Here is a 26,126-nt window from a genome sequence, read left to right as displayed (position 1 = left end):
GACAATGGAGAACCCCATGGCATCCACCACTGCCTCCGCTGAGTCCGTCGGCGCCCTGCCCGCCCTGCGCCGGCTGTACATCGTCCGCTTCGTCTTCGCCGCCGTGTGGGCCGCGCTCCTGCTGGTGTCCGGGTCCGAGCTCACCGTCGGCGCCAAGCTGCTGCTCTTCGTCTATCCCGCCTTCGACGTGGCCGCGGCCGTCGTCGACGCCAGGTCGGCGCGCGCTGCCGGGCCGGTCAAGGGCCTGTACGCCAACATGGCCGCCAGTGCGCTCGCCGCGGTCGGTGTCGTGGTCGCCGGCACCTCGGGCGTCGCCGACGTACTGCGCGTCTGGGGTGCGTGGGCGGTCGTCTCCGGCCTCATCCAGCTCCTCGTGGGCGTCGCCCGGCGCCCGATGGGCGGCCAGTGGGCCATGATCCTCAGCGGCGGCATCTCCGTCCTCGCCGGCGCGAACTTCATCCGAAGCGCCGCACAGGACGACCCTTCGCTGGCCACCCTCGCCGGCTACGCCACGCTCGGCGGGATCTTCTTCCTCGCCTCGGCGATCCGTCTGTCCCGCTCGATCAGCAGGAGCTGAGGGCCCTGGCGGTCCCGTCGGCGATCGCGGCCCCGAAGGAGACGCCGAGTCCGCTCACCGGGCAGAGGTGACAGTGGCGGATGGGGCTCCTCGGGTGGGCCGGCACGCCCCGCTGCACCCGACGCGGGGCCCGGCACCGCCGCCGGCAGGCCGGAGCAGCGCACACCCGGCACCTCGAAGGCGCGCTCCTGTCGGCCCGGAGCCAAGGCCGCGTCGGCCGTCGTGCGGGCCGTCGGCCGACGCGTGTACGGCCTCAGTACATCTTGCCGGTCCGGGCGTCGTGCCACAGGTCGACGCCGCCTTCGACGGCGTACGTGTCGATCTCGGCCAGTTCCTCGGCGGTGAACTCCAGGTTCTCCAGCGCGGCGACGTTCTGCTCGAGCTGCTCGGTACGGGACGCGCCGATGACCAGCGAGGTGACCCGCCGGTCCCGCAGTGCCCAGGCGAGCGCCATCTGCGCGAGGGTCTGTCCACGGCGCTGGGCGATGGAGTTGAGCGCGCGCAGCCTGTCCAGCATGTCGTCCGAGAGCCAGTCCGCGTCGAACGACGTGCCGGCCGCGGCCCGCGAGCCCTCCGGGATGCCGTCGAGGTAGCGCCCGGTGAGCAGACCTTGCGCGAGCGCGGTGAACCCGATGACGCCGAAGCCCTCCTCCTGCGCCGCGTCGAGCAGCCCGTCCGTCTCGATCCAGCGGTTCACCATGCTGTACGACGGCTGGTGGATGAGGAGAGGCGTCCCCAGTTCCCGCAGGATCGCGGCGGCCTGCCGGGTGCGCTCGGTGTCGTACGAGGAGATGCCGACGTACAGGGCCTTGCCCTGGCGGACGGCGGTGTCCAGCGCGCCCATCGTCTCCTCGAGGGGCGTGCCGGCGTCAAGGCGGTGGGAGTAGAAGATGTCGACGTAGTCGAGGCCCATGCGCCGCAGGGACTGGTCGAGGGAGGCCAGCAGGTACTTCCGGGAGCCGCCGCCCTGGCCGTAGGGGCCGGGCCACATGTCCCAGCCGGCCTTCGTGGAGACGACCAGCTCGTCCCGGTACGGCGCGAGGTCCTGCTTCAGCAGCCGCCCGAAGTTGAGTTCGGCGGAGCCGTAGGGCGGCCCGTAGTTGTTGGCAAGGTCGTGGTGGGTGATTCCCAGGTCGAAGGCGCGCAGGGCGATGTCCCGCTGGCTCTCGAACGACCGGTCGTCGCCGAAGTTGTGCCAGTAGCCCAGGGACAGGACGGGCAGGTCGAGGCCCGAACGCCCGGTGCGCCGGTAGCGCATCGTGCCGTTGTACCGCTCGGGGTCCGCGACGTGGTTCATGGGGGTCTCCGCAGGTGACAGTGGGTTTCGTGCCGTTCGTGGGGTGAACGTGCCTACTGTGCCCCGGCTCGATTTCCGAGTCCAACAGCTCAGGCACATCGCATTCATCGGTGTCACTGCTCAAAGAGCCCCCACGGAGCGAGCCGTGGCCGCCGCCGGGGCCCACGGGAACATCACGGCACCGAACCGGAATACCCGACCTCCGTTTGTGTCTCAGAGTTCATCTCCCAAGTATTGGGGGCCTGTTGTCTACGCGCGTATCTTGGCTGGTCGTACGCCGGGGGGACCCGGTGCGCTCGTGTACCCACGTCACGCCGTCTGTATGAAGGAGACTCCTCCGTGCCGCACCCCTCATCCGAGGCCGCCGCGCCGCGTCCGCAGCGCTCCAGACGCAAGCGCGCCCTGCCCTACGGCATCGCGGGCGCCGTCGTGCTCGCCACGGCCGGTCTGAGCATCAACGCCATGGCCGCCTCGCACGAGGCGCTGATCGCCGAGGTCTACGGAGGCGGCGGCAACTCGGGCGCCACGTACACCAACGACTTCGTCGAGCTGGCCAACGCCGGCAGCGGCTCGGTCGACCTGAGCGGCTACAGCGTCCAGTACCTGCCGGGCACGCCGACCGCCTCCTCCAAGTGGCAGTCGACCCCGCTCACCGGTTCGCTCGCCGGCGGCGGCCGCTACCTGGTCCAGGAAGCCGCGGGCACGGGCGGCACCAAGGCGCTGCCGACGCCCGACGCGACCGGCACGATCAACATGTCCGGCACCAACGGCACCATCGCACTGGTCACCGGCAGCGACCCGCTGACCTGCCTGACCGCCGCCGACTGCCAGGCCGACTCACGGGTCAAGGACCTGGTCGGCTTCGGCACCGCGGTGGTGCACGAGGGCAACGGCGCCGCGGCCGGCGCCGGCAACACCACCTCCGTGGCCCGCGCGGCCACCCTCGCCGACACCGACGACAACGCCGCGGACTTCACCGCGGGCGACCCGTCCCCGCAGAACTCCGGGAGCACCGGCGGCGGCACGACCCCGACCGACCCGGCGAGCACGCCGCCCGCCACCACCCCGCCGGCCACCCCGGCGAAGATCCACGACATCCAGGGCGACGCCCGCGTCTCGCCGCTCAACGGCAAGACCGTCTCCGGTGTCACCGGCATCGTCACGGGCATCCGCTCGTACGGCTCCTCGCGGGGCTACTGGGTCCAGGACCCGAACCCCGACGCCGACCCCCGTACCAGCGAGGGCATCTTCGTCTTCACCGGTTCCACCACGCCCACCGTGCAGGTCGGCGACAGCGTCTCCCTCGACGCCACGGTCCAGGAGTACTACCCGGGCGGCCAGGACACCGGCATCCAGTCCGTCACCGAACTCACCAAGGCCACCGTGAACGTCGTGTCGAGCGGCAACGCCGTGCCGGCCCCGGTCGTCCTCGACGAGCACTCGGTGCCCGAGCAGTTCGCCCCGCAGGCGGGCGGCGCGAGCATCGAGAACCTGCCGCTGCGCCCCGACGAGTACGCCCTCGACACCTACGAGTCGCTGGAGGGCATGAACGTCCGCATCGGCAGCAGCCGGGTGGTCGGCGCGACCGACCCGTACGCGGAGATGTGGGTGACCGTCCAGCCGGACCAGAACCCCACCAAGCGGGGCGGCACCCTCTACACGGGCTACGACGACCCCAACTCGGGCCGGCTGATGGTCCAGTCGCTGATCCCGACCGCCCAGCAGGCGTTCCCCGTGGCGAACGTGGGCGACACACTGGAGGGCACCACCGAAGGCCCGCTCGACTACAACCAGTTCGGCGGCACGTACGCGGTACAGGCCCGCACCATCGGCACCGTCCGCAGCGGCGGCATCAAGCCCGAGGTGACGGCTAAGCAGAGCTCCTCGCAGGTGAGCGTCGCCACGTACAACGTGGAGAACCTCGCGCCGGGCAACGCGCAGTCGAAGTTCGACGCGCTGGCCAAGGGCCTGGTGACGAACCTGCGTTCGCCCGACATCGTCGCCCTGGAGGAGATCCAGGACAACAGCGGCGCCACCGACGACGGCACGGTCGCCGCCGACAAGACGCTCGGCAAGCTGGTCGACGCGATCGTGGCGGCCGGCGGCCCGCGCTACGAGTGGCGGCAGATCGACCCCGTCAACGACAAGGACGGCGGCCAGCCGGGCGGCAACATCCGCCAGGCGTTCCTGTTCAACCCCGACCGCGTGCAGTTCAACGACCGGCCGGGCGGCGACTCCACGACGGCCGTCGGTGTCACCGGTACGGGCGCGGACACACACCTGACCGCGTCGCCGGGCCGGATCGCGCCCACCGACAGCGCGTGGACCGACTCGCGCAAGCCGCTCGCGGGCGAGTTCACCTTCCGCGGCAAGACGCTGTTCGTCGTCGCCAACCACTTCAACAGCAAGGGCGGCGACCAGGCGATCGACAGCCGCTTCCAGCCGCCGGTCCGCAGCTCCGAGGCCCAGCGCAACCGGCAGGCGCTGGTGGAGCGGGAGTTCGTCGAGTCGCTGGAGAAGGCGAACCCCAAGGCGGACCTGGTCGTCCTGGGCGACCTGAACGACTACCAGTTCTCGCCCGCGGCGACCTCGCTCACGGAGAACGGCGAGATCCTCACCGACCTGGTGAACACCCTGCCGGTCAAGGAGCGTTACTCGTACGTCTACGAGGGCAACTCCCAGGTCCTCGACCACATCCTGGTCAGCCCGGGCCTGAAGCACGGCGCCGACTACGACGTGGTGCACATCAACAGCGAGTTCGCCGACCAGACCAGCGACCACGACCCGCAGATCGTCCGCGTGAAGCCGTAACGGCACATCGCGTCACCCGGCCGCAGCCCGGTCGTCCCGCACGGGACGACCGGGCCGCGTCGCGGCGGAGTCCGCGCACTCACGGCTGGCGGCGGTCCGGGCCTCCTCGTGTCACCTTCGCCAGAACAAGTGGTGCGTCACCCCGCTCGGGCTGGGCACGACCTCCAGGTGGAACCGGTCGAGCAGTTCGTCGGGGGATTTCCAGAGCCGTAGCCCCGACCCGAACGTCACCGGCGAGACCACGACATGCAGGGTGTCCACGAGGTCGGCATCGAGGAACTGCCGGACCGTGGTGACCCCGCCGCCCAGTCGGACGTCCTTGCCCCGCGCCGCTTCCCGGGCCCGTTCGAGAACCGTGGCCGGGGTACCGTCGACGAAGTGGAACGTGGTGTCGGAGAGCGTGAACGAGGGACGCTCGTGGTGGGTCATGACGAACACCGGCGTGCGGAACGGGGGCTCCTCGCCCCACCAGCCGCGCCACTCGTGGTCCTGCCAGGGCCCGCGCTGGGGCCCGAACTTGTTGCGGCCCATGATCTCGGCCCCGATGTTGCGCGGGAAGTCCCGCGTGAAGTAGTCGTCCAGGCCCCGGCTCCCCCCGGGATCCGTGCGCATGGGCCAGCTGGCCGTCGCTCCGGCCCAGGAGAACAGCCGTTCCGGACCGTCGAGGCCGAACGGCTTCTCCAGACTCTGATGCTCACCGGCACCGATGCCGTCACTCGAGACCATGAAGTTCATGACTCTCAGCAATTGATCCATCCGCGTCCTCACCGAACCCTCTCGTGTCATCGTGCGGCCCAACGCCCCACACCATGACGTCGAACAGCATGCGGCCGGATCGACAGCGGCCCACGACTTTCTTCCAGGCGGTCGCGAAGCGCGCCCGTCGGCGGGATGTCGGGTCGGGTGCCCTCACCCCCCCCACACCGCTCACCGCGCCGGCCCGTGCGGCTGTCCGAGGGCCAGGTTGCCCGCGGCCGTGCCAGTGGGCTGGCCCACGAGGACGTTTGTCCCGGGCGCACAGGTGTACGCGCAGGACATGACCGACACGAAGCAGGAAACAGAGCGAAAGTACGACGCTCCGTCGGCTGACGACACGACTTGGCTGCCCGACCTCACCGGAGTGGGCGACATCGTGTCCGTCGTGGACCGGGGCACCGAGGATGTGGACGCCGTCTACTACGACACGGCCGACCTGCGCCTGGCCGGTGCCTCGGCCGCGCTCAGGCGAAGGACGGGCGGAGCCGACGCGGGCTGGCATCTGAAACTGCCGCTCTCCGGGGACAGCCGCGAAGAGGTGCGGGCCCCGCTGTCCGACACCCTTCCGGACGCTCTGCGCGACCTGGCCCTTTCCCGTACCCGGGGAGCGGACGTGCTGCCGGTCGTCCGGATCCGTTCCAGGCGCGGCCTGTGGCAGCTCGTCGGTTCCGGGAACGCCGTCCTCGCCGAGCTGACCATCGACGCGGTGCGCGCCGAGTCCCTGCTGGTCACCAACACGACGGCCTCCTGGACCGAGATGGAGGTCGAACTCACGGCGGACACCGACCCGGCGCTTTTGGACGTCGTGGACAAGACGCTGCGCAAGAGCGGCATAAGCCGTGCCGACTCGCCGTCCAAGCTGGCCCGGGCTCTGGAGGAGACGACGGTGGGGGCACCCCGTCTGCGGGGCGGGATCGCCGCCGGGACCGTGGTGCCCGGATCGGCCGGGGAAGCGGTCCTCGACTACGTGGAAGAGCAGGTTCGCACCCTGGTGAGCCTGGACCCCGCGGCACGCCGGGACGTACCCGACTCGGTGCACAAGATGCGCGTCGCATGCCGGCGGCTGCGCAGCGTGCTGCGCTCCTACCGGTCCGTCCTCGACCGCAGGGTCACCGATCCCGTCCGCGAAGAACTCAAGTGGCTGGGCAACGAACTGGGTGCGGAGCGCGACCAGGAAGTGCTCCGGGAGAGGTGGGGTTCGAGGATCGACGCGCTGCCTGCGGAACTGGTCTTCGGTCCCGTCGCCGCACGGCTGCAGGTGTGGGACCTCAACAACAGCTCCGAGGCGCACCAGCGCACCCTCGACGCCCTCAACTCACCCCGTTACCTCGCCCTTCTGGACTCTCTGGCAGCGCTGACGGAACAGCCCCCGCTACGCCGCAAGGCCACCCGGAAGCCGGAGAACGTGATGGCCAAGGCCGTCCTCAAGGAATACGACCGTCTTGCCGGCCGCGTTTCCCGCGCGCTGGAACTCTCGCCGGGGCCGGAACGCGACACCGCCCTCCACGGGGCCCGTAAGGCGGCCAAGAAGACGAGGTATGCCACGGAGCCGGCGCGTGACGCACTCGGTAAACCCGCCAAGCGCCTGGGCAAACGCGTCAAAGCCGTCCAGAAGGTGCTCGGGGACCACCAGGACAGCGTCGTGGCCAGGGACGCCCTGCGCAAGATGACCCTGGCGGCACACGCGGCCGGCGAACCCTCCTTTGTCTGGGGTCTGTTGTACGGACACGAGCAGGCCGAGGCCGCCAGGCTCGAACGAGAGCTGCCGACGGCGTGGGCGGACGTCTCGCGGCGCGATCCGCACCGGACGCTCGGCTAGCGACCGGCAGGCGGCCGTCCGTGCCCGCGGCCCAGGCCCTGGCGGAGCCCCGGGGCGCCCCGCTCTCCCGGGCACCTGCCGGGGCCCAACGGCCGGCTCGTCGGTCTTGCCGCTCCGCGTCAGCCGGTGAGCAACACGTCCCGGACCGCTGTGACGCGCAGCTCCTCCAGCGTGCTCATCTGCCGCTCGGCTCGCGCCAGCAGCCCGTCGAGTTCCCGCTCCTCGAGGCGGCCGTCAGCCTCGGCCAGGGTGCGCAGGGTGCGCCAGCCGAGCTCCTTGCCCTTCACCCCCAGCCGGAGGAATTCAAGTTCAACGACCAGCGTGAGAGGTGAACGCCTGTAGAGGCGCCCGTTGCTCTTGAGACGCCCCAGCCGCTCGGCCACGCCGGACGCCGCGACCTTGTAGCGGCGCTGTGGCACGCCCAGGCTGCGCATGATGCGCAGCAGGGCCTCACGGTCCTCGGCGATCTCGGCCGCGAGGTGCCGCAGTGGTTCCGCGTATGGCGGGTCGCGGTGCGTTCGGGCCATGAACTCGGAGCGTCCGGCTCCGACCGTGGAACCTGCCAGGTGGTCGTTGAGGTAGATCCCCAGCAGGTCCATGCGGACCTTGCGGAGCTGCGGGCGGGTGCCCGGCATCGGTGTCGTCATGCTCGTCCCCTTACTTCTCTTCCTGCTTCTCTTCGCCCACGTGCGGTCGCGTTGTACGAGTACGCGTTGTACGAGTACCCGGACAGCGGGCGACGCCGCCTGACGGTGCGCGCGGAACGGGCGTTGTTCAGTGCCGGCCGACCGAGCCCAGCGCGCAGCACCACGTTCTAATCCGCGGATGTGGGCTCGATCTCGAGGGATCTGGCAGTGACGTCCTCCGCGACCCGCTTGTCGAGTGCCGCCCGCACCAGGCCGGCCGCAAGCGCTGGGTAGTCCTTCTCCTGAGCCAGGCGGGCGACGGCGTCCGGGGATTTCGGGAGACCGAGCCGGGCGGCGCCCTGGAGGGCCTTGGTGTCGAAGTACGGCGCGGCCTCGGGCCAGACGCCCTGTGCCTCCCGCAGGAAGATGTCCGCACCGGCAGGCCCGATGCCAGGTAGCTCGCGCAGCAGGCGTTTGCACTCCCCGACGTCGCCGTCGGCGGCCTGACGGAGCCTGCGCAGGTCGCCGCCGTACCGCTCCAGCAGCCGGTCGGCCACGTCGCCGAGCTGGGTGGCGGTGCGTTCGTCGTAGCGGCGGTAGTGGCCCTTGCCGAGGGCGTCCACGCGCTGCTGCCAGGTGGCTTCCCTCATGCGCTTCGGGTTGCGCATCCCGTCGTCGAACAGGGCACGCGCGGCGTCCGTGGCCACGGACGCCCTGATCCGCGCACTGAGCAGGTGGGCGAGAACCAGCAATTGGTAGAGCGGCTGCGGCGTGTCGCGCAGCTTCACGCCGGCCTCTTCCGCGTAGGTCCGCCCGTGGGCAGTGAGCAGGGCCTTGGCCCTGGCCCGGTCCGTCGCGGTCGGCATGATCGCATCACTCCTTGTCACCCGGTCGGAGCGTCTTCCGCGATTGCGTCGGACGCTCGCCGGGCCGTGGTGTGGGAACGACGACACTCCGCTCGACCTGCCGGCTCGCGACATGGCCGGCCGGTCCGGGTGGCGGGCGCCGAGCAGATCGGCTGAGCGGCGGGCGGAGCGGGAGCGGCTCGAAGCCGTCGGCCGTCGGCGGGCCAAGGTGCGCCGTCAGGTGGGACCGGCCGTGCCAAGTGGGCGAGAGGGCCGATCATCAGCACCCAGATCATCAGCACCCCGCGCGTGCCGGCCTGTACGGTCCCTTCCGCTGCCGCCTTCATGTGATCTCCTGGCACATCACAGCCACTGGCTGCACCAGAACGAGCCGGATCTGCATCCGCCCTGTCCGCCCCCCCGGGCCCGTTCAGCCCGGCTGAGGGGTGAGGCTGACGCCGCCCGAATCGGTTACTGCGCGGTCATCTGCCGGGTGCCCGTCCGGCCGGTGTGAAAACGACGAGCCGCTGCATGGTGCTTCCTGCTTCCTCCTCGGCGCCGAGCACCTCGTACGCGCGAATCATCATGAAATGTCCCGTTAATTCGGGATGGTTGGTGTGTTTCAGGGGCACTCAGCAGGCAGAGAACGTGATCCCTGCATTGACGAGGAGTAGTCATGGCTGAGCAGAGGTCGTCCTCGGCCGTTACCGCGCCCCTGCGCAACGCGGCCTCGGCGGCGCGCCGGGTTCCCGGTGTCGGGGTCATGAGCAGGGCCGCCGAGGAGACACTGGACAAGATCGGTGCCGTGTCGCCCCGAAGTCGCCGGCTGGCCGTGTACGCCGGAGCCGGGGTGCTGGGTGTGGCCGGAGTGGTGGAGTGGCCGGTCGCGTTGACCGGTGCGGCGGTGGCCTGGCTGACCCAGTCCCGGCCCGCACCGAGCGCGGAGACCTCGCACCCGGAGCTGCACGAAGAGGAGACGGAGGGCGCGGGACACGGCGCCTATGTGGCCATGGGCGACTCGGCCGTGGCCGGGCAGCAGATCCCGACTGCTCCGGGGCCCGTGAGGGAGGACGAGATACCCGCCGGCACTGGGACGCAACCCGGTGGGCCGCCGTCACCGCCGGACGAACCGGTCGCACCCGACACCGGCCTGGCGCAGGCACCGGCTGAACAGGCCGCGGCACACGCTGACCAGGCCGCACAGCCCGTGCCACCCGCCGCCGTCCCGGCCACCCCGCCCACCGACCCGCTGACACCGCCCGGCGCCCGGACAGCGCCTCCCGCGAACGAGGCGACCCCTTCCGGGGACGCGGATGCGCCGCCCGCGGACGAAGGGCCGGGGCCGTCGCCCACCGGCCCGACCAGCGCACCGCCCACCAGCTGACGTGAGCCGGGGCTGATACGCGATGACGCTCGGGTTGCCGACCTTGCCGACCTTGCCGTCCGTCGCCGCACGGACCCTGTCCGCGGCACCCCGGGTGCTGGCCAGGGCCGCAGCACCAGGGGTGGGCGCGGTCGCGGGGGCGGCGGCCGGGGCCGCGCGGGCCGGCGTCAGGAGCCTGGACACGGCCACCCGGATGTCGCGGGCCGCGCGCAACGCGCTGCTCGGGTCCGAGCAGCGGTGGCGGTCCGGCGCCCGGGCGCACCTCGCGCTGCGGGCGGCCGACGGGGAGCGGGCTCGGGCCGCGGGTGGCCTGCCCCGGCTCGCCGGACATGTCGCCACGGCACTGTGCGAGCATCCGGACGTCCTGTTCGCCTACTGGGACGACGGGCTCGGCCGTCTGGTGGTGGCCGCGGCCGAGGAGACGGTCGCCGACGAGGTCATGGCACGCGCTGCCGACCTCGCCGCCCGGCACGGTCTCGTCGCGGTCGACGACGACGTAGACGGGGTCACGCACCCTGCCGACACGGCCGGCATCCGGGCGGCGCTGGCCACGCTCACGGCCGACCTGGTCGGTACCGGCATCGGCGTCGCCGCGTACGCCCTGCGGCTGCCCCCGACGCCGCGCGCGGTGACCGCGGTGGTGACGGTGCTGCGGGAGAACCCGCGCTTCCGCGGCCTGCTCCGCGCCCACCTGGGCGCCGACGCCATGGACCTCCTGCTGACCTGCGCGAACGCCGCCGCGCACGGAGCAGGCCAGACGCCGGCCGCGCTGCTGCTCGACGGGGCGCTGCGCGCTTGCCGGCTCGCGGACACGACGGCGCGGGCGGCCGCCTTCGAGCTGTTCCACGACGAACTGTGCCGCCCGAGCCGGCCGAGCATCGGCGACGGCGGCCATCCGCGCCCGGCCCTGCGCACCACCCCCGCCCAGGACTACGCCACGCACGCCTTCGCCGGCAGTGTGCTCGGCGCGGCGGCCACCCTGCTGGTCAAACACGACGTCGCCGAGGCGGCGGAGGCGGTGCTCGCGGGCTCTCCGAAGGCCGCCCGGTACGGGCCGACCGCCTTCGAGGCGGTGCTCAGCGCCGTACTGGCCCGGTCGGGGCTGCTCTTCCGCGATCCGGAGCGGCTGCGGGAGCTGGAGCTGGCCGGCACGATCGTCCTGCACCCCAGTGCGGTGTGCACCGAGGACGGGGAGACCGATCCCTGGACGGAGCCGGTGCTGGACGCGGCCCGGCGCGCCGGACTGCGGGTCGTGCTCGTGGACGACCCGGCGCTGGAGGACTTCACCGGCCTCGCCGACCAGGTGGTGGACGCGCGACGGCCGCTGGACGACGTGGTGTGCTCCCTGCCCGAGGACTCCGGCGCGGTGATCACGGTGGCCCGGCTGTGGTCCGACAGGGGGCACGGGGTGCTGGCCGGGCTGCTCGCCGGCGACATCGCGCTCGCGCTCACCGACTCCGACAGCGCGGTCGTCTGGGGCGCCGACGCCCTCGCCCTGCACGGACTGCCCGACGTGTGGCGGCTACTGACCGCGATACCGGCCGCGCGCCGGGTGGGCCGGCACGCACAGATCCTGGCCCGCTCCGGTGCCGCGCTCTCCGGGCTGCTGGTGGCCGTCGGCGGGTCGCGGAGCGGCCGCGGCAGACTCGCCGCGCTGCCGGGGCTGCGGCATGCGCCGGTGGACGGCGCCGCGGCGACCGCGCTGCTGTCGGGTGCCATGGCGGCCCTGCGGGTGGCGAGGGCCGAGGTCCCGCACCCCAGGGCCCGGGTGCACTGGCACGAACTCGGCCCACGGGAGACCCTGCGGCGGCTGGAGCAGGAGCGGCGGACGGAACCGCCCGAGGAGCGGCAGCAGGAGGCCCGGCCGTCCCGGAACCCGCTGCTCGGGCCGGTGCGGTGGACTCGGCGGATCGCCGCAGCCGTGCGGAGCGAACTGGACGACCCGCTGACACCGGTGCTGGTCGTGGGCTCGGCCGCGTCCGCGATCGTCGGCTCGGCCGTGGACGCGCTGCTGGTGGTCGGCGCCCTCGACCTGAACGCTCTGGTCGGCGCGATCCAGAGGCTGCGGGCCGAGCGGGCCGTGTCCGGGCTGCTCGCCGAGCAGAAGCGGCAGGCCCGGGTGGCCGACTCCCCCGATGAGCCGGACACGCACACCGTGGACGCGGCACGCCTGGCCCCGGGCGATGTCATCGACCTGCACACGGACGACGTGGTGCCGGCCGATGCCCGGGTGCTGTCGGAGGACGGCCTGGAGGTCGACGAGTCCGCGCTGACCGGGGAGTCGGTACCGACGGAGAAGCACACCGCGGCGACCCCCCACGTACCGGTGGCCGACCGGCACTCCATGGTCTTCGAAGGCACGACGGTGGCGGCCGGCCACGCCCGCGCGGTCGTGGTCGACACCGGTGAGCGCACCGAGGCAGCCCGCGCCGTCCATCTGGCCGCGCGCACGCCCCCGGCCGGCGGAGTGCAGGCGCGGTTGCACGAACTCACCGCTCACGCACTGCCGTTGACCCTGGGCGGCGGTGCCGCGGTCACCGGCCTCGCCCTGCTGCGCGGGACCCCGATCCGGGAGGCGGTGAGCGGGGGCGTGGCCGTCGCCGTGGCCGCCGTACCGGAGGGTCTGCCGCTGGTGGCGACGGTGGCCCAGCTGGCCGCCGCCCGACGGCTCAGCCGGGGCGGGGTCCTGGTCCGGGCACCCCGCGCGCTGGAGGCGCTCGGCCGGATGGACACCATCTGTTTCGACAAGACCGGAACACTCACCGAGAACGCCCTGCGCCTGGTGAAGGTGGCCGACACCGAAGGGCGGAGCCACCGGCCCCATGACGAGGCGGCGGCGGACATCCTGCGGGCGGCGGCCCGGGCCTGCCCCCGGGGCGGCGACGGCGACAGCCCGCCGGAACACGCCACGGACGCGGCGGTCCTGGACACGGCCGGACCCGACCCCGCATGGGAGGAATCGGAGGCCCTTCCGTTCGAGGCGGCCCGCGGCTATGCCGCCGCCGTCGGCCGGCCCGGAGACGGACCGCTCCTGCTGGTGGTGAAGGGGGCGCCGGAAACCGTGCTGCCCGCATGCTCCGGCCTCCCCGCACACGCCTCGGAGACGGCACAGGCACTGGCCGCCGGGGGACTGCGCGTCCTGGCCGTCGCCGAGCACCGCCTCGGCGACGCCGAGACCGCTTCGGGTGTCCTCGAACAGCCCCTGGAGCGGCTGGAGTTCATCGGTCTGCTCGGTCTCGCGGACACCCCGCGCGAGACCTCCACGGCCCTGGTGCGCAGCCTGTACGAGGAGGGCGTACGCCCGGTGATGCTCACCGGCGACCATCCGCAGACCGCCCGTTCGATCGCCGCCGAGTTGGGCTGGCCCGAGGACACGGTCGTGGTGACCGGCGACGACCTCGCGGCCGCCGACCGGACGGGCAGGGCCCGGATGCTCCGTGACGCGGGGGTGGTGGCGCGCGTGGCACCGGAGCAGAAACTCCAGGTCGTCGAGGCGCTGCGGGACGCGGGGCGGGTCGTCGGCATGGTCGGCGACGGCGCGAACGACGCGGCGGCGATCCGAGCCGCCGACATCGGCGTGGGCATCAACGCACGGGGCTCCGCGGCCGCCCGCAACGCCGCCGACCTCGTCCTCACCGACGACGACCTGACGGTACTGATCGACGCCGTGTGCGAGGGCAGGGCGCTGTGGCACAGCGTCGCGGACGCGGTCGCCATCCTCATCGGCGGCAACGCGGGCGAGATCGGCTTCGGTGTCCTGGGGACGCTGCTGGCCGGCCGGGCTCCGCTGTCCACCCGCCAGATGCTGCTGGTCAACCTCCTCACCGACCTGTTCCCGGCTATGGCGGTGGCGGTGACGCCTCAGGGGACGCAGGCGCAGCCGGGCCCCGCGGCACCGTCGGCCGTGCTGGGAGCGCCGCTGCTCCGGCAGATCCGGCACCGTGCGATGACGACCAGTGCGGGCGCGCTCATGGCCTGGCTCATCGGCCGGGCCACGCCCGGAACTGCGCGTCGCTCCAGCACGATGGCGCTGGCCGCGGTGGTCGGCACCCAGCTCATCCAGACCCTGCTGGACCGCCGGGGCAGCGGGTTGGTTCGTCTTGCCTCCCTCGGCTCGGCCGCCGTTCTGCTCGCGCTCATCGAGACACCGGGAGTCAGCCGCTTCTTCGGCTGCACCCCATTGGGCCCGGTCGCCCTGGCCGCGGTGACCGCGTCGATCGCCCTGGCCGTCTGGGTCCAGCGCGCCCTGCCCTTCCTGGAGAGGACCGTCGCCGACCTGATGCCGCGGTCGTGAGAGGTCCGACGGCAGGCAGTTCGCGACCGCTACGTTTCGTACTGAGCCAGCGGCCGGCCCGCCGCCCGCACGGCGACCGGCACCACGTCGGACCCCGCTGCCACCCTGATCGACTGACTGCGAGGCGTGCGGTCCGCGCCGCGCCGGCCGTGCACCGTCGGCTCGACTTCCGGTCCGTTCACCTCCGGCCGGACGTTAGCCCTGTTGATCACCGGGAACCCGTGTCGCGGTACCCGGGTGCCTCTCCGCTCGGAGCCCTCGTTGGCTGCCGTGAGCCCCAGCCTGTGGCTTCTGCAGCAGTTCCACGACCACACGCGCATCGAGGACCTCCTCAGCGACGGAACCCCCGGTCCGGAGGCGGCAGCATCCGACCGGGTGCCGACGGCCCTCCGGGCACGGCCTGACCCTCCGCGCCGAACCGGCGGACAGGAACTGGACCGGACAGACGCAGCGGCAGCGGGCACGGACAGGAAGGAAGCCATGATGGACAGGCCCAGGACGCCCAAGCCGGGTGAGCCGGACGAGCACGTCGCGTACCCGCCGCAGGCGTTGCACGACTACGCCTTCCTCGCCGACGGCGAGCGCGGGGCACTGGTCGGCCCGCGCGGGGAGATCTGCTGGCTGTGCGCTCCCCGGTGGCACAGCGGCGCGGTGTTCTCCACCCTCATCGGTGGCTCCGGCCTCTACGCCGTCACACCCAGGGGGCGCTTCGTCCCCGGCGGACACTACGAGGAGGGCTCCCTGATCTGGCGCAGCCGCTGGGTCACCGAGGACGGGATCGTGGAGTGCCGGGAAGCGCTGGCGTTCCCGGGGGAGCGGGACCGACTCGTGCTGCTGCGACGTGTGCGGGCGACCGAGGGAGCGGGCCGGGTCCGGGTGGTGCTGCATCCCGTCGCCGAATACGGCACCCAGCCCCTGCGGGAGGCGCGGCGTGACGACGACGGTGTGTGGACCGCGCGGCTCGGCGACCTGTACCTGCGCTGGACCGGTGGTGGTGACGCCGTACTCTGCGAGGCCGGTCGCACGGGCGCTCGGTTCACTCTCGACCTGGCCCTGGAGGCCGGACAGTGGCACGACCTGGTGTTCGAAGTCGGTGAGTCTCCGCTGTCGGGCGCCCGCCTTCCGGTTCCGTCCGCGGAGTGGTCCCGGACCGAACGCGCCTGGTCGGACACCGTGCCCGCCCTGGACGACACCGTCGCCGTCGGCGACGCACGGCGGTCGTACGCCGTCCTGCGGGGCATGACCAGTGCTGACGGAGGCATGGCCGCCGCGGCCACGACGAGCCTGCCGGAGCGCTCCGAAGAGGGACGCAACTACGACTACCGCTACGCGTGGATCCGCGACCAGTGCTACGCGGGTGAGGCGGTGGCCGCATCCGGACAGCACCCTTTGCTGGACGAGGCGGTTCGCTTCGTCGCCGCCCGACTGCACGAGGACGGGCCGAAGCTGAAACCGGCGTACACGGTGGACGGCGGCCCGGTCCCCGACCAGCGCACGCTCGAACTGCCCGGCTATCCGGGCGGCTTCGACCGGATCGGGAACCACGTCAACCGCCAGTTCCAACTCGACGTGTTCGGCGAGGCATTGCTGCTGTTCGCCGCTGCCGCCCGCCACGACCGGCTCGACCAGGACGCCTCCCGGGCCGCCGAGACGGCGGTGGCCGCCATCGCGGCCCGCTGGAACGAACCGGACGCCGGCCTTTGGGAGCTGGGTGACCGCGCCTGGACCCACAGCCGTCTGATCTGCGCGGCGGGACTGCGGCGCATCACCCACGCGATGCCGCACGCCGCCCGTAAGGGCGACTGGACCGGGCTGGCCGACGCGATTCTCGCGCACACCACGGCGCGCGCGGTGCACTTTGACGGACACTGGCAACGCTCCCCGGACGACGTCCGACCGGACGCCGCCCTGCTGCTTCCCCCAGTACGCGGGCTGCTCCCGCCCGACGACCCGCGCACCCGTGCCACCCTCCGCGCCTACACGGAGAACCTCACCCACGACCACTACGCCTACCGCTTCCGGCACGGCGACCGCCCGCTGGAGGAGGCGGAAGGCGCCTTCCTGCTCTGCGGCTTCGTGACGGCACTGGCCGAACACCAGCAGGGGCAGGAGGTCGAGGCTCACCGCTGGTTCGAGCGCAACCGGGACGCCTGCGGGGCTGCAGGCCTGTACTCCGAGGAGTACGACATCGCCCAACGGCAGTTGCGGGGCAATCTGCCGCAGGCTTTCGTCCACGCTCTCATGCTCGAAACCGCGGCCACCCTCGCCCATGACCCGGCTGTCTGAGGTTCTGCCCGGCCGGCGGAGTGCCGAGACGGCGGGACGAGCAGACAAGCGCCTCGTCGCCGCACGGCTTTCCAGGGCTGTCAGCGCAGCATGCTGACCGCGCGGGCGATCACGAGGAGCGACGTCAGGAGGGCGGCGACGCTCTCCACGCTCATCAGGAACTTGGCGCGTGAGGAGAGCGGCATGGTGTCCGTGGGGCTGAAAGCGGTGGAGTTGGTCACCGACACGTACAGGTAGTCCATCAGCGTGGGCACCCAGTCAGAGGTCTTGCTGGAGCCGTCGGAGATCTCCTGGACGGCGCCGTCGTTCTCGTCCTGTGAGAACCGGAAGTCGGCCAACGGCATTTCCTCACGGGGCGCTTGGGTCCGGCTGACCGGGCCGCCGCGGTCCAGCTCCCAGAAGGCAAGACCGAAGACGATGACGTTGGTGAGCCAGATCTGCAACGAGGCCACCAGCAGTTCCCTGCCGTCCTTCACTCCGGCGGACACCAGGTCGTGGATCAGGGTCCCCAGCGCGAGGAGGTTGCTCGCCGCGATCACCGCCACCAGCGTCAGCGAGAGCACGCGGAACGCTCGCGTCTGCCGGGTCAGCCGTCGTGGATTGATCGCCACGAGGGGTATGAGCAGGACCCCTTCCAGGGCGGGCAGAACGTAGCGGGGGGCGATCAGGAGCCGTTGCGGCAGAAACAGGTACAGCGCGATGGCGATGAGCGTCGCTGCCACCCCTGGCAGCCGGGCCTCTCCCCGGCGTTCGTGCCGCGGATGTCTGAACCGGGCTTCTTCGCGGCTTCGTGGCATGATCCGTCCTCTGCTCCGTCCTCACCTGGGCATGGAAATCGGCTCGTCCGCATCACGGTGCGCCTCGGAGGGGCCTCCCTCCGTTCGCCCTCGGACACGGGACCGGCGTGGGAGTTCTCAGGGGCGGTCCAGGGTGCCCCCGCTGGTGGGGGCGGAGGTGTGGCGGTGGCCGCCGGGGCGCGGGGCACGGTGGGCGTCACGGATGCTGTCGCGGGCGGCCGCGGCGACCGCCTCGGGCGTGATGCCGAACTCCGAGTACAGGCGCTCGTAGTCGGCGGAGGCGCCGTAGTGCTCCAGGCTGACGATCCGTCCGGCGTCGCCGACGACATCCCGCCAGCCCTGGCCCACGGCGGCCTCGACGCTGACCCGGGCCCGCACGGCGGGCGGGAGGACTTCGTCCTGGTAGGCGGGGGGCTGGGCGGCGAACCATTCCCGGCAGGGCATCGACACGACCCGCACCGCGAGGCCGTCGGTCTCCAGCAGCGTGCGGGCAGCCAGGGCGATGTGCACCTCCGAGCCGGTCGCCACAAGGATGACATCCGGGGTCGTACCGCCCCCGGCGGTGTCGGCGAGGACGTAGCCGCCGCGGGCCGCGTTCCGGGCGGGGGCGTGCGCGCCGCTGCCGCGGTCCAGTACGGGTACGTTCTGCCGTGTCAGGACCAGTGCGGCGGGACGGTCCCGGTGTTCGAGCACGGTGCGCCAGCAGGCGGCGGTCTCGTTCGCGTCGGCGGGGCGGACCACGTCCAGGCCCGGGACGGCTCGCAGGGCGGCCAGGTGTTCCACCGGCTGGTGGGTGGGGCCGTCCTCGCCCAGGCCGATCGAGTCGTGGGTCCACACGTAGGTGGTGGGCAGTTTCATCAGGGCGGCCAGGCGTACGGCAGGCCGCATGTAGTCCGAGAAGGTCAGGAACGTGCCGCCGTAGGGGCGGGTCAGACTCTGCAGGGCGATGCCGTTGAGGATCGCGCCCATGGCGTGCTCTCGGACACCGAAGTGCAGAGTGCGACCGTAGGGGCCGCCCTTCCAGTCGTTGGTCTGGCGCCCGGCGGGCACGAAGGACGGCGCGCCGTCCATGGTGGTGTTGTTGCTCCCGGCCAGATCGGCCGAGCCGCCCCACAACTCCGGCAGGACCGGGGCGAGCGCGCTGAGCACCTTGCCCGACGCGGCACGCGTGGCCATCCCCTTGGGGTCGGCGGCGAACTCTGGCAGGGCTTCGGTCCAGCCGTCGGGAAGCCGCTGCGCCTGGAGGCGGTCCAGCAGCGCGGCACGGTCGGGGTTGGCCGTCCGCCAGGCCGCGAACGCCTCGTCCCACTCGGCGTGGGCCTGCCGCCCGCGCTCCGCGGCCTCGCGGGTGCGCGCGAGCACAGCGTCTTCCACGGCGAAGTGCTGCTCGGGGTCGAAGCCCAGCAGCCGCTTGGTCGCGGCGACCTCGTCCTCGCCGAGCGCGGAGCCGTGTGCCTTGCCGGTGTTCTGCTTGGTGGGGGAGGGCCAGCCGATCAGAGTGCGCAGCATGATCAGTGAGGGTCGGCCGTCTTCGTCCTGTGCGGCGCGGATGGCGGCCAGCAGGGCGTCGACGTCCTCGACGTAGCTGCCGGTGCGCGTCCAGTCGACGGTCTGCACGTGCCAGCCGTAGGCGGCGAAGCGGGCGGGGACGTCCTCGCTGAAGGCGACGTCGGTGTCGTCCTCGATCGAAATGTGGTTGGAGTCGTAGAAGACGACGAGGTTGCCCAGTTCCTGGTGGCCGGCGAGGGAGGCGGCCTCGCCGGTGACCCCTTCCATCATGTCGCCGTCGGAGGCGACGACGTAGACGTGGTGGTCGAAGGGGCTGCTGCCCGGCTCGGCGTCGGGGTCGAGCAGACCGCGTTCGCGCCGGGCCGCCATCGCCATGCCGACCGCGCCGGCCAGCCCCTGGCCCAGCGGGCCCGTGGTGATCTCGACGCCTCGGGTGTGACGGTGTTCGGGGTGGCCAGGGGTGGCCGAGCCCCACGTGCGGTACGCCTCCAGGTCCGGCAGCTGCAGGCCGTAGCCGGTCAGGTAGAGCTGGATGTAGAGGGTAAGGCTGGAGTGCCCGCAGGAGAGCACGAACCGGTCGCGGCCCAGCCACTGGTCGTCGCCCGGGTCGTGCCGCATGACGTTCTGGAACAGCAGGTGCGCCAGTGGGGCGAGGCTCATGGCCGTGCCGGGATGGCCGTTGCCGGCCTTCTGCACCGCGTCGGCCGCCAGCACCCGGACGGTGTCCACCGCACGTACGTCCGTCGCGTCCCACCCCGTGCGCTCCGCCAGGGGCATCGTCACGGACCGGTCGGATAGCGTCGCACGGCCGGACTGCTCACTTGTCATTCCCATGCTCCTCGGACATACCGGTGGTTGCTTCTGCCGTTCATGGGCCGATCGGAGCCGGGGCCCACCTTCGCGTCTGTCCGGCACCTCCCGCGGTACGCGGGCGTGTGCCTTCCCCGGTGGAATATGAAAAGCCGATCGGCACGCACGCCCCGGCTACCCCTGGCAGCGCGTCCGACTCATCCGAAGCGAAGCGTGTCTGTACGCCGATCTGCTCGCCCCTGCACCGGAATGCGACGAGGGGACCGAGGAGGCGGGTACTCGCACTCGAGTCGCCGCATCGCGGCGCCGCCAGGCTCCAGGGGACGCCTCGACAAGATCCCGTCACGGACTCCCAGGCGTGGCCGGGGAATTGACGGGCATACGGCGGTTCGGAGGTTGATAACCATGGTTCCCCTGCTTCTCGTTCTCCTGCTGGCCCTGCTTCTCTTCGGTGCGGGTTTCGCGCTGAAGATTCTCTGGTGGGTCGCGATCGTGGTGCTTGTTCTGTGGCTCGTCGGTTTCGTCGCACGCCCGAAGGGCGGAAGTGGCCGCTGGTACCGCTGGTAGTTGACGGGTGAAAAGGCTTCTCGGGCGAGGCGTCGGCCAGAGCTGCGAATTCTGGCTTGAACAGGGGGCGTGCCACCCGGGAGGGCGGGCACTCGCAACCGAGGCGGGTGATGAATCCGCCGTGTATGGCGTACGGAAAAGGAGGATCGGCGGGAAATCCCTGTCGTCTTCCGTGTACCGGAGGAGTTGTCTTTCGCGTGACTGAGAATGTGTGGAGTTACAAGCCGACCGCGGGTCGTCTGGCGGGAGCCGACCTCACCGGCTACAAGGTCGAGGCCACGGACGGCAGCATCGGCAAGGTCGACAAGCACTCCGACGAGGTCGACGACGCCTACCTGGTGGTCGACACCGGTGTCTGGATCTTCGGCAAGGAGGTCATGCTGCCGGCGAGCACGGTCGAGAGCATCGACCCGGGCGAGAAGAAGATATTCGTCGGCCTCACCAAGCAACAGATCAAGGACGCCCCGGAGTTCGACCGGGAGAAGCATCTCGGCGACCAGGGCTACCGGGACGAACTGGGCACGTACTACGGCGCGGGCGGTGCCCCGTTCGGCGGCCCGTTCGGCGGCCCGCAGGTGTGACCCGGCGCCCACTCTGAGCGCCACGGCCCCGGGACCCTTTGACGAGTCCCGGGGCTCTCGTGTGCGGGGTACAGGTTCACCGCCCCCTGCCCCTTCGGGCCGGTCCGGCCCTCGAACGGCGGGACCGGCCGGTTCCGGCCGCGGCGGGGGATGGCCGGGCAGACCGGGGCACCGCGGCCGTGCCGGTGCCCCGCTTGTCCCCAGGCACCCGTCGGCACCCGTCGGCCGACCGCGTTCGATACCCCCAGATCCGCTCGGCCGACGGCTCAGTCGGCCGGGTGGCCTGGGGTGATGTCATGGGTATGGTGCAGCGTCAGCAGGGGAGCCCGGGTGCCCGCGAGACGTTCCGCTGCCTCTGGAGCGAGCAGGAAGCCGACGTGGTCGCCGCCGTCGACCCGGTTCTCCACGCGGCCGACGAACCAGGCCGGGGCCTCGTCGAGGATCAGTGATCCGCCCGGTCCTCGATGCCACGGGACCCGGGTGAACTTGTCGGTGCGGTCACCGGTCTCGCCGCCGAAGAGCTGGGCCAGTCGGTGCTGGTCGGTGCGGAGGAGGTGGACCGCCAGACGGTCGGCACGCTCGGCCACCCGGTACGTGCGGTTGGCCCTGGACAGCCAGACCATGAACCGGGCGGGCTCGATCGAGCACTGCGAAGCGAACCCGACCAGGCAGCCGGCTGCTTCCTCGCCCGCCTGCGCCGTCACGACGTACATCGGATAGTCGAGCAGGTCGGTGAAGGGATCAAGAACGGTCACGACACTCGGCTTCCTTCTGAGGAAAACGGTTCTGGTACGCGTTCCCCAGTGTGGACGCGCCGACCGGGTGTGCCCTGCAAGGTTCGCCCGTAAGGCGCCCCTCGACTGAGACGCGCCACGGGTGCGTCCGGCGACCTGCGCGGGTCGCGCGCTGCGAGGTGTACGTTGCCCGCGGGAGCGGCTGTCCTGGACGTGGGAGCCGGCGCCGGAGCCCTGTGCCGGATCCGGGAAACTGCACCGCGCCGCGACCGAGGCTGTCCACTCGGCCCCGTGGGCGTACCGCCCGCCAGGGCCGGTGAATGTACGGGCGGGGCGCCGTGATTACGATGCCCCGTGAACCGTTCCCCTTCCCCCGGCCGGACAGCGCGATGAACACCGCCGAGACCTTCCCCCTCGGCGCCGCGACCACGCTTGCCGAACTCGCCCGGGACCCGCACCCGCGCCTGGCACTGCTCCGCGCGCACGAGCCGGTGTCATGGCTGCCCGAGCTGAACGGCTGGCTGGTCACCCGCCGCGACCTCGGGCTGGACGTGATGAGGGACTCCGCCACCTTCACCGTCGACGACCCCCGCTTCACCACCGCTCAGGTCGTCGGTCCGAGCATGCTGTCCCTGGACGGTGCCGCGCACGCCCGCCACCGTGAGCCCTTCGCGGCCCCCTTCCGGCCGCGAAGGGTGCACGACAACTTCGCCGCGTTCATAGAACGGGAGACCGACCGCCTCATCACCGCACTGGAACCCGGGGGCGCCGCCGAACTGCGCCGCGCCTTCGCCGGACCGCTCGCGGTGGCCGTCGTCACCGACGCCCTCGGGCTGGTCGGGACGACCACCGACACGGTGCTCTCCTGGTATGACGCCATCGTACGGTCGGTCTCGGACATCACCGAGGGCCTGACGGCGGGCCCGGCGGGTCCCGCCGCCTACGCGCAGCTGCGGGCCGCCGTCGAGGCAACCGTCGCCGACCCGCACGCCTCCTCGCTCCTCGTCTCCGCCGCCGGGCAACTGGACGTGCCCGAAGTGGCCTCCAACGCGGCGGTGCTGATGTTCGGCGGCATCGAGACGACCGAGGCGATGATCACCAACGCCCTGCTCCACCTGCTGCAGAACCCCGACCAACTCGCTTTGGTGCAGGCCGATTCCGGCCTGCTGGACGGAGCCGTCGAGGAATCCCTGCGGCTGGAGCCCGGCGCGGCCGTGGTGGACCGCTACGCCACCCGCGACACCGTGCTCGGCCCGGCCGCCATCCGCCGCGGCGACCTCGTCAGCGTCTCTCTGACCGGCGCCAACCGCGATCCGGCCGTCTTCACCGAACCGGACCGGTTCGACATCCGCCGCGCCGAAGCCCGCCTTCAACTGGCCTTCGCCCACGGCCCGCACCACTGCCTCGCCGCCCACCTGGCACGCCTGGAAACCCGCATCGCCCTGCAACGCCTGCTCGAACGCCTCCCCGGACTCCGCCTCGACCCGCAGCGCCCGGCCTCTCCGCACGGCCTGGTCTTCCGGAAACCGGCCGCCCTCCACGTGCGCTGGGAGGTTCCGGCCTGAGGACCCTCGACGGCCGCCTCACCCCTCTGCCTCGGCGACAGCGGGACGGACCTGCCGGCGTGCTGCGGACGCTCTGCGACGCCGTGCGAGCCTTGGCACGATGTGCATCCCCACGGCGGCCGCATGGCGGCCCAGAGGTGCGGGAGAGGCCTTAGGCTGACTGCGGAGGTGCCAAGTGGGCGAGGCGCAGCGGCAGTTGGACGAGGTGCGGGAGTCCACGACCGTTGTCGTGGTCGGCGCGGGTCCGGCCGGGCTGACCGTTGCCGCTCTGCTGCGCCGGAGCGGCGTGGACTGTGTCGTCCTGGAGAGCCGCAGCCGCGAGCACGTGGCGCAGCGGCAGCGGGCCGGCATCGTGGAAGCCCGCGCCGTGCGGATGTTCGAGTCCTGGGGCCTGGCCGACCTGGTGCTGGACGGACCGCCGCACGACGGCATCCTGGAGTTCCGGGTGGACGGTGTGCGCCACCTCGTCGACGACAGCGGCGGCGGAGAGGGCCCCGGGGCGCGTCTGTGCCCTCAGCAGGTTCTCGTGCACCGGCTCACCGCCGCCCACCTCGCCGACGGCGGTGACCTGCGCTTCGGGGCGGCCGACGTCAGCCTGCACGACCTGACGGGGGAGCGCCCGGTTGTGCGCTACCGCTCCGCCGACGGCACCCCGCACGCGATCACCTGCGCGTTCGTCGCCGGCTGCGACGGTGACCACGGCGTCACCCGCAGCGCCGTCCCCGGCGGCCACCTCACCGCCCACACCTTCGACCACGGCATCGGCTGGCTCACCGTCCTCGCCGACGCCCCGCCCCCCGCCCATCCCCTGCTCGCCGTCAGCGCGCAGGGCTTCGCCGCCCACTTCCCCCGCGGGCCGCACAGCAGCCGCTACTACCTCCAGTGCCCGCCCGGCGACCTCCCCGGCGCGTGGCCCGACCACCGGGTCTGGGACGCGCTGCGCAGCCGGCTCGGCGACCCCGGCCTGGCCGCGGGCCCGGTCACCGACCGCGAAACCTTCCGGCTGCGCAGTCTCGTGACCGACCCCATGCAGTACGGCCGGCTGTTCCTCGTCGGAGACGCCGCCCACATCCTGTCCCCCATGGGCGGCAAGGGCATGAACCTCGCCCTGTACGACGCCGACCTCTTCGCCCGCGCCGTCCGCGACCACGTCCGCGACGGGGACGACACCTCGCTGCGCACCTACTCCGAGCGCTGCCTGCGGCGCGTCTGGAGCGACCAGGAGTTCTCCCACTGGCTGACCCGGACGGTCCACGACGCCGGCGACAGCGCCCACTGCGGTCCCTTCCTGCACCGTCTGGCCCGTGCCCGCCTCGACAGGCTCTTCACCTCCCCGGCGGCCGTACGGGCCTTCGCGGAGCTGATGGCCGGCCTGGACCCGGCCCAGGAGCGCTCCGCCTCCACCGGCCGCTGACCGCCACACGGCGGCCGTATGCGCCGTTTACCCGATTCGTCCCACCGGGTCAAGTCACGACCCCTCGGAACGTGACCGTGCGGCCTCCGCAGGGCCTACTTGAAGTGCGGGCCTCACCGGAAAGAAATCCGGAACACAAATGAGGCAGCACGGTGGGACGGAAATCCGCACCGGAATTTCAGGGGTCGGCAGAAAACCCCGCGTACCGACAGGAGAAAACCCATGAACCGTATTTTTCGCACCAGCAGCACAACCCGTTCCGGGCGTCGGCGCTTCGGCCTCGCGGCGCTCGCGGCCTCGGCCGCCGTGATCACCGGGGGCGTCGTCCTGCCGGCGTCCGCCGCGATGGCCGCACCGATGCCGGCCGCCCCTGTCGTGAGCTTCGTCCACGGTGGCGGCGCCGGCGGCGACGGAGGTGCGGGCGGCGGCGGCCTCATCGGTGGCGGCGGGGGCTCCGGCGGCTCCGGCGGCGGCAGCGTCCTGGGCACCGGCGGTGACGGAGGCAGGGGCGGCAACGGCGGCGCCGGCATCCTGTCCGGCGGTGGTGGGGGCGGCGGTGGTGGGGGCGGCGACGGCGTCATAGGGGGCAACGGCGGCTCCGGCGGCAACGGCGGCACCGGCCTGTTCGGCGGCAGCGCGGGCTCCGGCGGCTCCGGCGGCGACGGCATCCTCAAGGGCGGCAACGGAGGCAAGGGCGGCAACGGAGGCTTCGGGATCTTCCAGGGCGGCTCCGGCGGCAAGGGCGGCGCGGGCGGCCTCGGCGTCCTCTTCGGCGGCCTGGGCGGCGCCGGTGGCTCCGGCGGCGGCAGCCTCTTCTGACCGTCCCGCCACGGTGGGGGCGCAGGCCGCACGGCCCGCCCCCCCACCCACCACCGGCCCCAACCTTGACCAAGGAACACGGAGAACCCTCATGTCCAGAAACCGCTGGCAGCGCCCGTTCGTCCTGGCGATGGCCACGGTGGCCCTCGCCACCGGCACCGCATGCGCCGCCCAGGCCGCGCCGGGCATCACCCCGGGCACCAGCCGCACCGCCCCGGCCGCCCCCTCGTCCCACTGCGGCCAGGGCGGAGAAGGCGGCAAGGGTGGTGCGCCCGGCCGGCCCGGAGAGCCCGGCAAGCCCGGCCACCCCGGCTGCCTCGAGCTCGGCGACCTGCCCGACAAACCGAAGTCGGACCTCACCGGCCTGGACAGGGCACGGATCGTCCTCGCCGTGGAGTCCGGGCAGACGAAGAAGGCCGACGTCGTCAAGAAGTACAAGATCTCCGAGAAGGAGTTCGACACCTGGGACAGGCAGCTCCGCGGCGGGGACTGGACCGCGCTGCTCGGCCTGGATTCTCTCTTCGGGTCCTGAGTGAAATCCGCGGCGGGGGGGGGGGGGGGGGGGGGGGGGGGGGGAGGGGGGGGGGGGGGGGAGGAGGGGGGGGGGGGGGGGGGGGGGGGGGGGGGGGGGGGTA

At 72.3% G+C, this 26,126-nt stretch carries 19 protein-coding genes; 12 read left to right on the top strand and 7 right to left on the bottom strand.

Annotation, left to right across the window (positions count from 1 at the left end; genetic code table 11):
* Window positions 1–16 precede the first annotated feature (16 nt).
* Window positions 17–577, top strand: coding sequence for a hypothetical protein (locus ACZ63F_RS32505; protein WP_469716506.1), 561 nt, complete (start codon window positions 17–19; stop codon window positions 575–577).
* Between the two features lie 253 nt (window positions 578–830).
* Here the strand turns inward: ACZ63F_RS32505 and mgrA are convergent, their stop codons facing one another.
* The gene (mgrA, locus tag ACZ63F_RS32500) at window positions 831–1,874 is read right to left on the bottom strand and encodes an L-glyceraldehyde 3-phosphate reductase (RefSeq protein WP_469716504.1); all 1,044 of its coding nucleotides are present in this window, start codon (window positions 1,872–1,874) and stop codon (window positions 831–833) included.
* 339 nt (window positions 1,875–2,213) lie between these two features.
* Between mgrA and ACZ63F_RS32495 the strand changes: the two genes are divergently transcribed.
* Complete coding sequence (locus ACZ63F_RS32495) at window positions 2,214–4,685, top strand: endonuclease/exonuclease/phosphatase family protein (protein WP_469716499.1); 2,472 nt, start codon at window positions 2,214–2,216, stop codon at window positions 4,683–4,685.
* A gap of 111 nt (window positions 4,686–4,796) precedes the next feature.
* Here the strand turns inward: ACZ63F_RS32495 and ACZ63F_RS32490 are convergent, their stop codons facing one another.
* Window positions 4,797–5,441, bottom strand: a complete 645-nt coding sequence (locus ACZ63F_RS32490) for a dihydrofolate reductase family protein (protein ID WP_469716496.1) — start codon at window positions 5,439–5,441, stop codon at window positions 4,797–4,799.
* Between the two features lie 280 nt (window positions 5,442–5,721).
* On the opposite strand from ACZ63F_RS32490, the gene ACZ63F_RS32485 reads away from it, so the two are divergent.
* Entirely contained in the window at window positions 5,722–7,260 is a 1,539-nt protein-coding gene (locus ACZ63F_RS32485) for a CYTH and CHAD domain-containing protein (protein ID WP_469716494.1), read from the top strand.
* 119 nt (window positions 7,261–7,379) lie between these two features.
* On the opposite strand, the gene ACZ63F_RS32480 is transcribed toward ACZ63F_RS32485, so the two are convergent.
* A complete protein-coding gene (locus tag ACZ63F_RS32480) occupies window positions 7,380–7,907 on the bottom strand; it encodes a hypothetical protein (protein ID WP_469716492.1) in 528 nt (175 codons plus the stop codon).
* Between the two features lie 167 nt (window positions 7,908–8,074).
* Window positions 8,075–8,752 (bottom strand): HhH-GDP family DNA glycosylase, encoded by a 678-nt coding sequence (locus ACZ63F_RS32475; protein ID WP_469716489.1) that lies wholly within the window; start codon window positions 8,750–8,752, stop codon window positions 8,075–8,077.
* Between the two features lie 655 nt (window positions 8,753–9,407).
* Between ACZ63F_RS32475 and ACZ63F_RS32470 the strand changes: the two genes are divergently transcribed.
* The 3 genes from ACZ63F_RS32470 (at window position 9,408) to ACZ63F_RS32460 (ending at window position 16,695) form a co-directional block, all read left to right on the top strand.
* Entirely contained in the window at window positions 9,408–10,115 is a 708-nt protein-coding gene (locus ACZ63F_RS32470; protein ID WP_469716486.1) for a hypothetical protein, read from the top strand.
* A gap of 22 nt (window positions 10,116–10,137) precedes the next feature.
* The gene (locus tag ACZ63F_RS32465; RefSeq protein ID WP_469716484.1) at window positions 10,138–14,409 is read left to right on the top strand and encodes an HAD-IC family P-type ATPase; all 4,272 of its coding nucleotides are present in this window, start codon (window positions 10,138–10,140) and stop codon (window positions 14,407–14,409) included.
* Window positions 14,410–14,889: 480 nt separating this feature from the next.
* Window positions 14,890–16,695, top strand: coding sequence for a glycoside hydrolase family 15 protein (locus ACZ63F_RS32460; RefSeq protein ID WP_469716482.1), 1,806 nt, complete (start codon window positions 14,890–14,892; stop codon window positions 16,693–16,695).
* Between the two features lie 80 nt (window positions 16,696–16,775).
* On the opposite strand, the gene ACZ63F_RS32455 is transcribed toward ACZ63F_RS32460, so the two are convergent.
* Both ACZ63F_RS32455 and tkt read right to left on the bottom strand, forming a co-directional pair.
* A complete protein-coding gene (locus ACZ63F_RS32455) occupies window positions 16,776–17,417 on the bottom strand; it encodes a hypothetical protein (protein ID WP_469716480.1) in 642 nt (213 codons plus the stop codon).
* Between the two features lie 192 nt (window positions 17,418–17,609).
* Entirely contained in the window at window positions 17,610–19,778 is a 2,169-nt protein-coding gene (tkt, locus tag ACZ63F_RS32450; protein ID WP_469716802.1) for a transketolase, read from the bottom strand.
* Window positions 19,779–20,216: 438 nt separating this feature from the next.
* Between tkt and ACZ63F_RS32445 the strand changes: the two genes are divergently transcribed.
* Together ACZ63F_RS32445 and ACZ63F_RS32440 are read left to right on the top strand one after the other, a co-directional pair.
* Window positions 20,217–20,378, top strand: a complete 162-nt coding sequence (locus ACZ63F_RS32445) for a hydrophobic protein (protein ID WP_093497091.1) — start codon at window positions 20,217–20,219, stop codon at window positions 20,376–20,378.
* A gap of 197 nt (window positions 20,379–20,575) precedes the next feature.
* The gene (locus tag ACZ63F_RS32440) at window positions 20,576–20,959 is read left to right on the top strand and encodes a PRC-barrel domain containing protein (protein WP_469716478.1); all 384 of its coding nucleotides are present in this window, start codon (window positions 20,576–20,578) and stop codon (window positions 20,957–20,959) included.
* A 266-nt stretch (window positions 20,960–21,225) separates the two neighbouring features.
* Here ACZ63F_RS32440 and ACZ63F_RS32435 read toward each other — a convergent pair whose 3' ends face one another.
* Window positions 21,226–21,714, bottom strand: coding sequence for a flavin reductase family protein (locus ACZ63F_RS32435; RefSeq protein WP_469716476.1), 489 nt, complete (start codon window positions 21,712–21,714; stop codon window positions 21,226–21,228).
* Window positions 21,715–22,040: 326 nt separating this feature from the next.
* Here ACZ63F_RS32435 and ACZ63F_RS32430 point away from each other — a divergent pair, with 326 nt between their 5' ends.
* The 4 genes from ACZ63F_RS32430 to ACZ63F_RS32415 all read left to right on the top strand — a co-directional run bounded on the left by ACZ63F_RS32430 (window position 22,041) and on the right by ACZ63F_RS32415 (window position 26,023).
* A complete protein-coding gene (locus tag ACZ63F_RS32430; RefSeq protein WP_469716474.1) occupies window positions 22,041–23,258 on the top strand; it encodes a cytochrome P450 in 1,218 nt (405 codons plus the stop codon).
* A 175-nt stretch (window positions 23,259–23,433) separates the two neighbouring features.
* The gene (locus tag ACZ63F_RS32425; RefSeq protein ID WP_469716472.1) at window positions 23,434–24,672 is read left to right on the top strand and encodes a 4-hydroxybenzoate 3-monooxygenase; all 1,239 of its coding nucleotides are present in this window, start codon (window positions 23,434–23,436) and stop codon (window positions 24,670–24,672) included.
* A gap of 222 nt (window positions 24,673–24,894) precedes the next feature.
* Window positions 24,895–25,491 carry a hypothetical protein gene (locus ACZ63F_RS32420; RefSeq protein WP_469716471.1) on the top strand — a complete coding sequence of 199 codons (597 nt, stop codon included), beginning with the start codon at window positions 24,895–24,897 and terminating at the stop codon, window positions 25,489–25,491.
* Window positions 25,492–25,582: 91 nt separating this feature from the next.
* Window positions 25,583–26,023, top strand: coding sequence for a DUF1153 domain-containing protein (locus ACZ63F_RS32415; RefSeq protein WP_469716469.1), 441 nt, complete (start codon window positions 25,583–25,585; stop codon window positions 26,021–26,023).
* Window positions 26,024–26,126 lie beyond the last annotated feature (103 nt).

Source organism: Streptomyces sp. NPDC104761 (assembly GCF_055583445.1).
The sequence above is the reverse complement of the archived record's forward strand: the minus strand, read 5'-3'. Positions and strand labels throughout refer to the sequence as shown.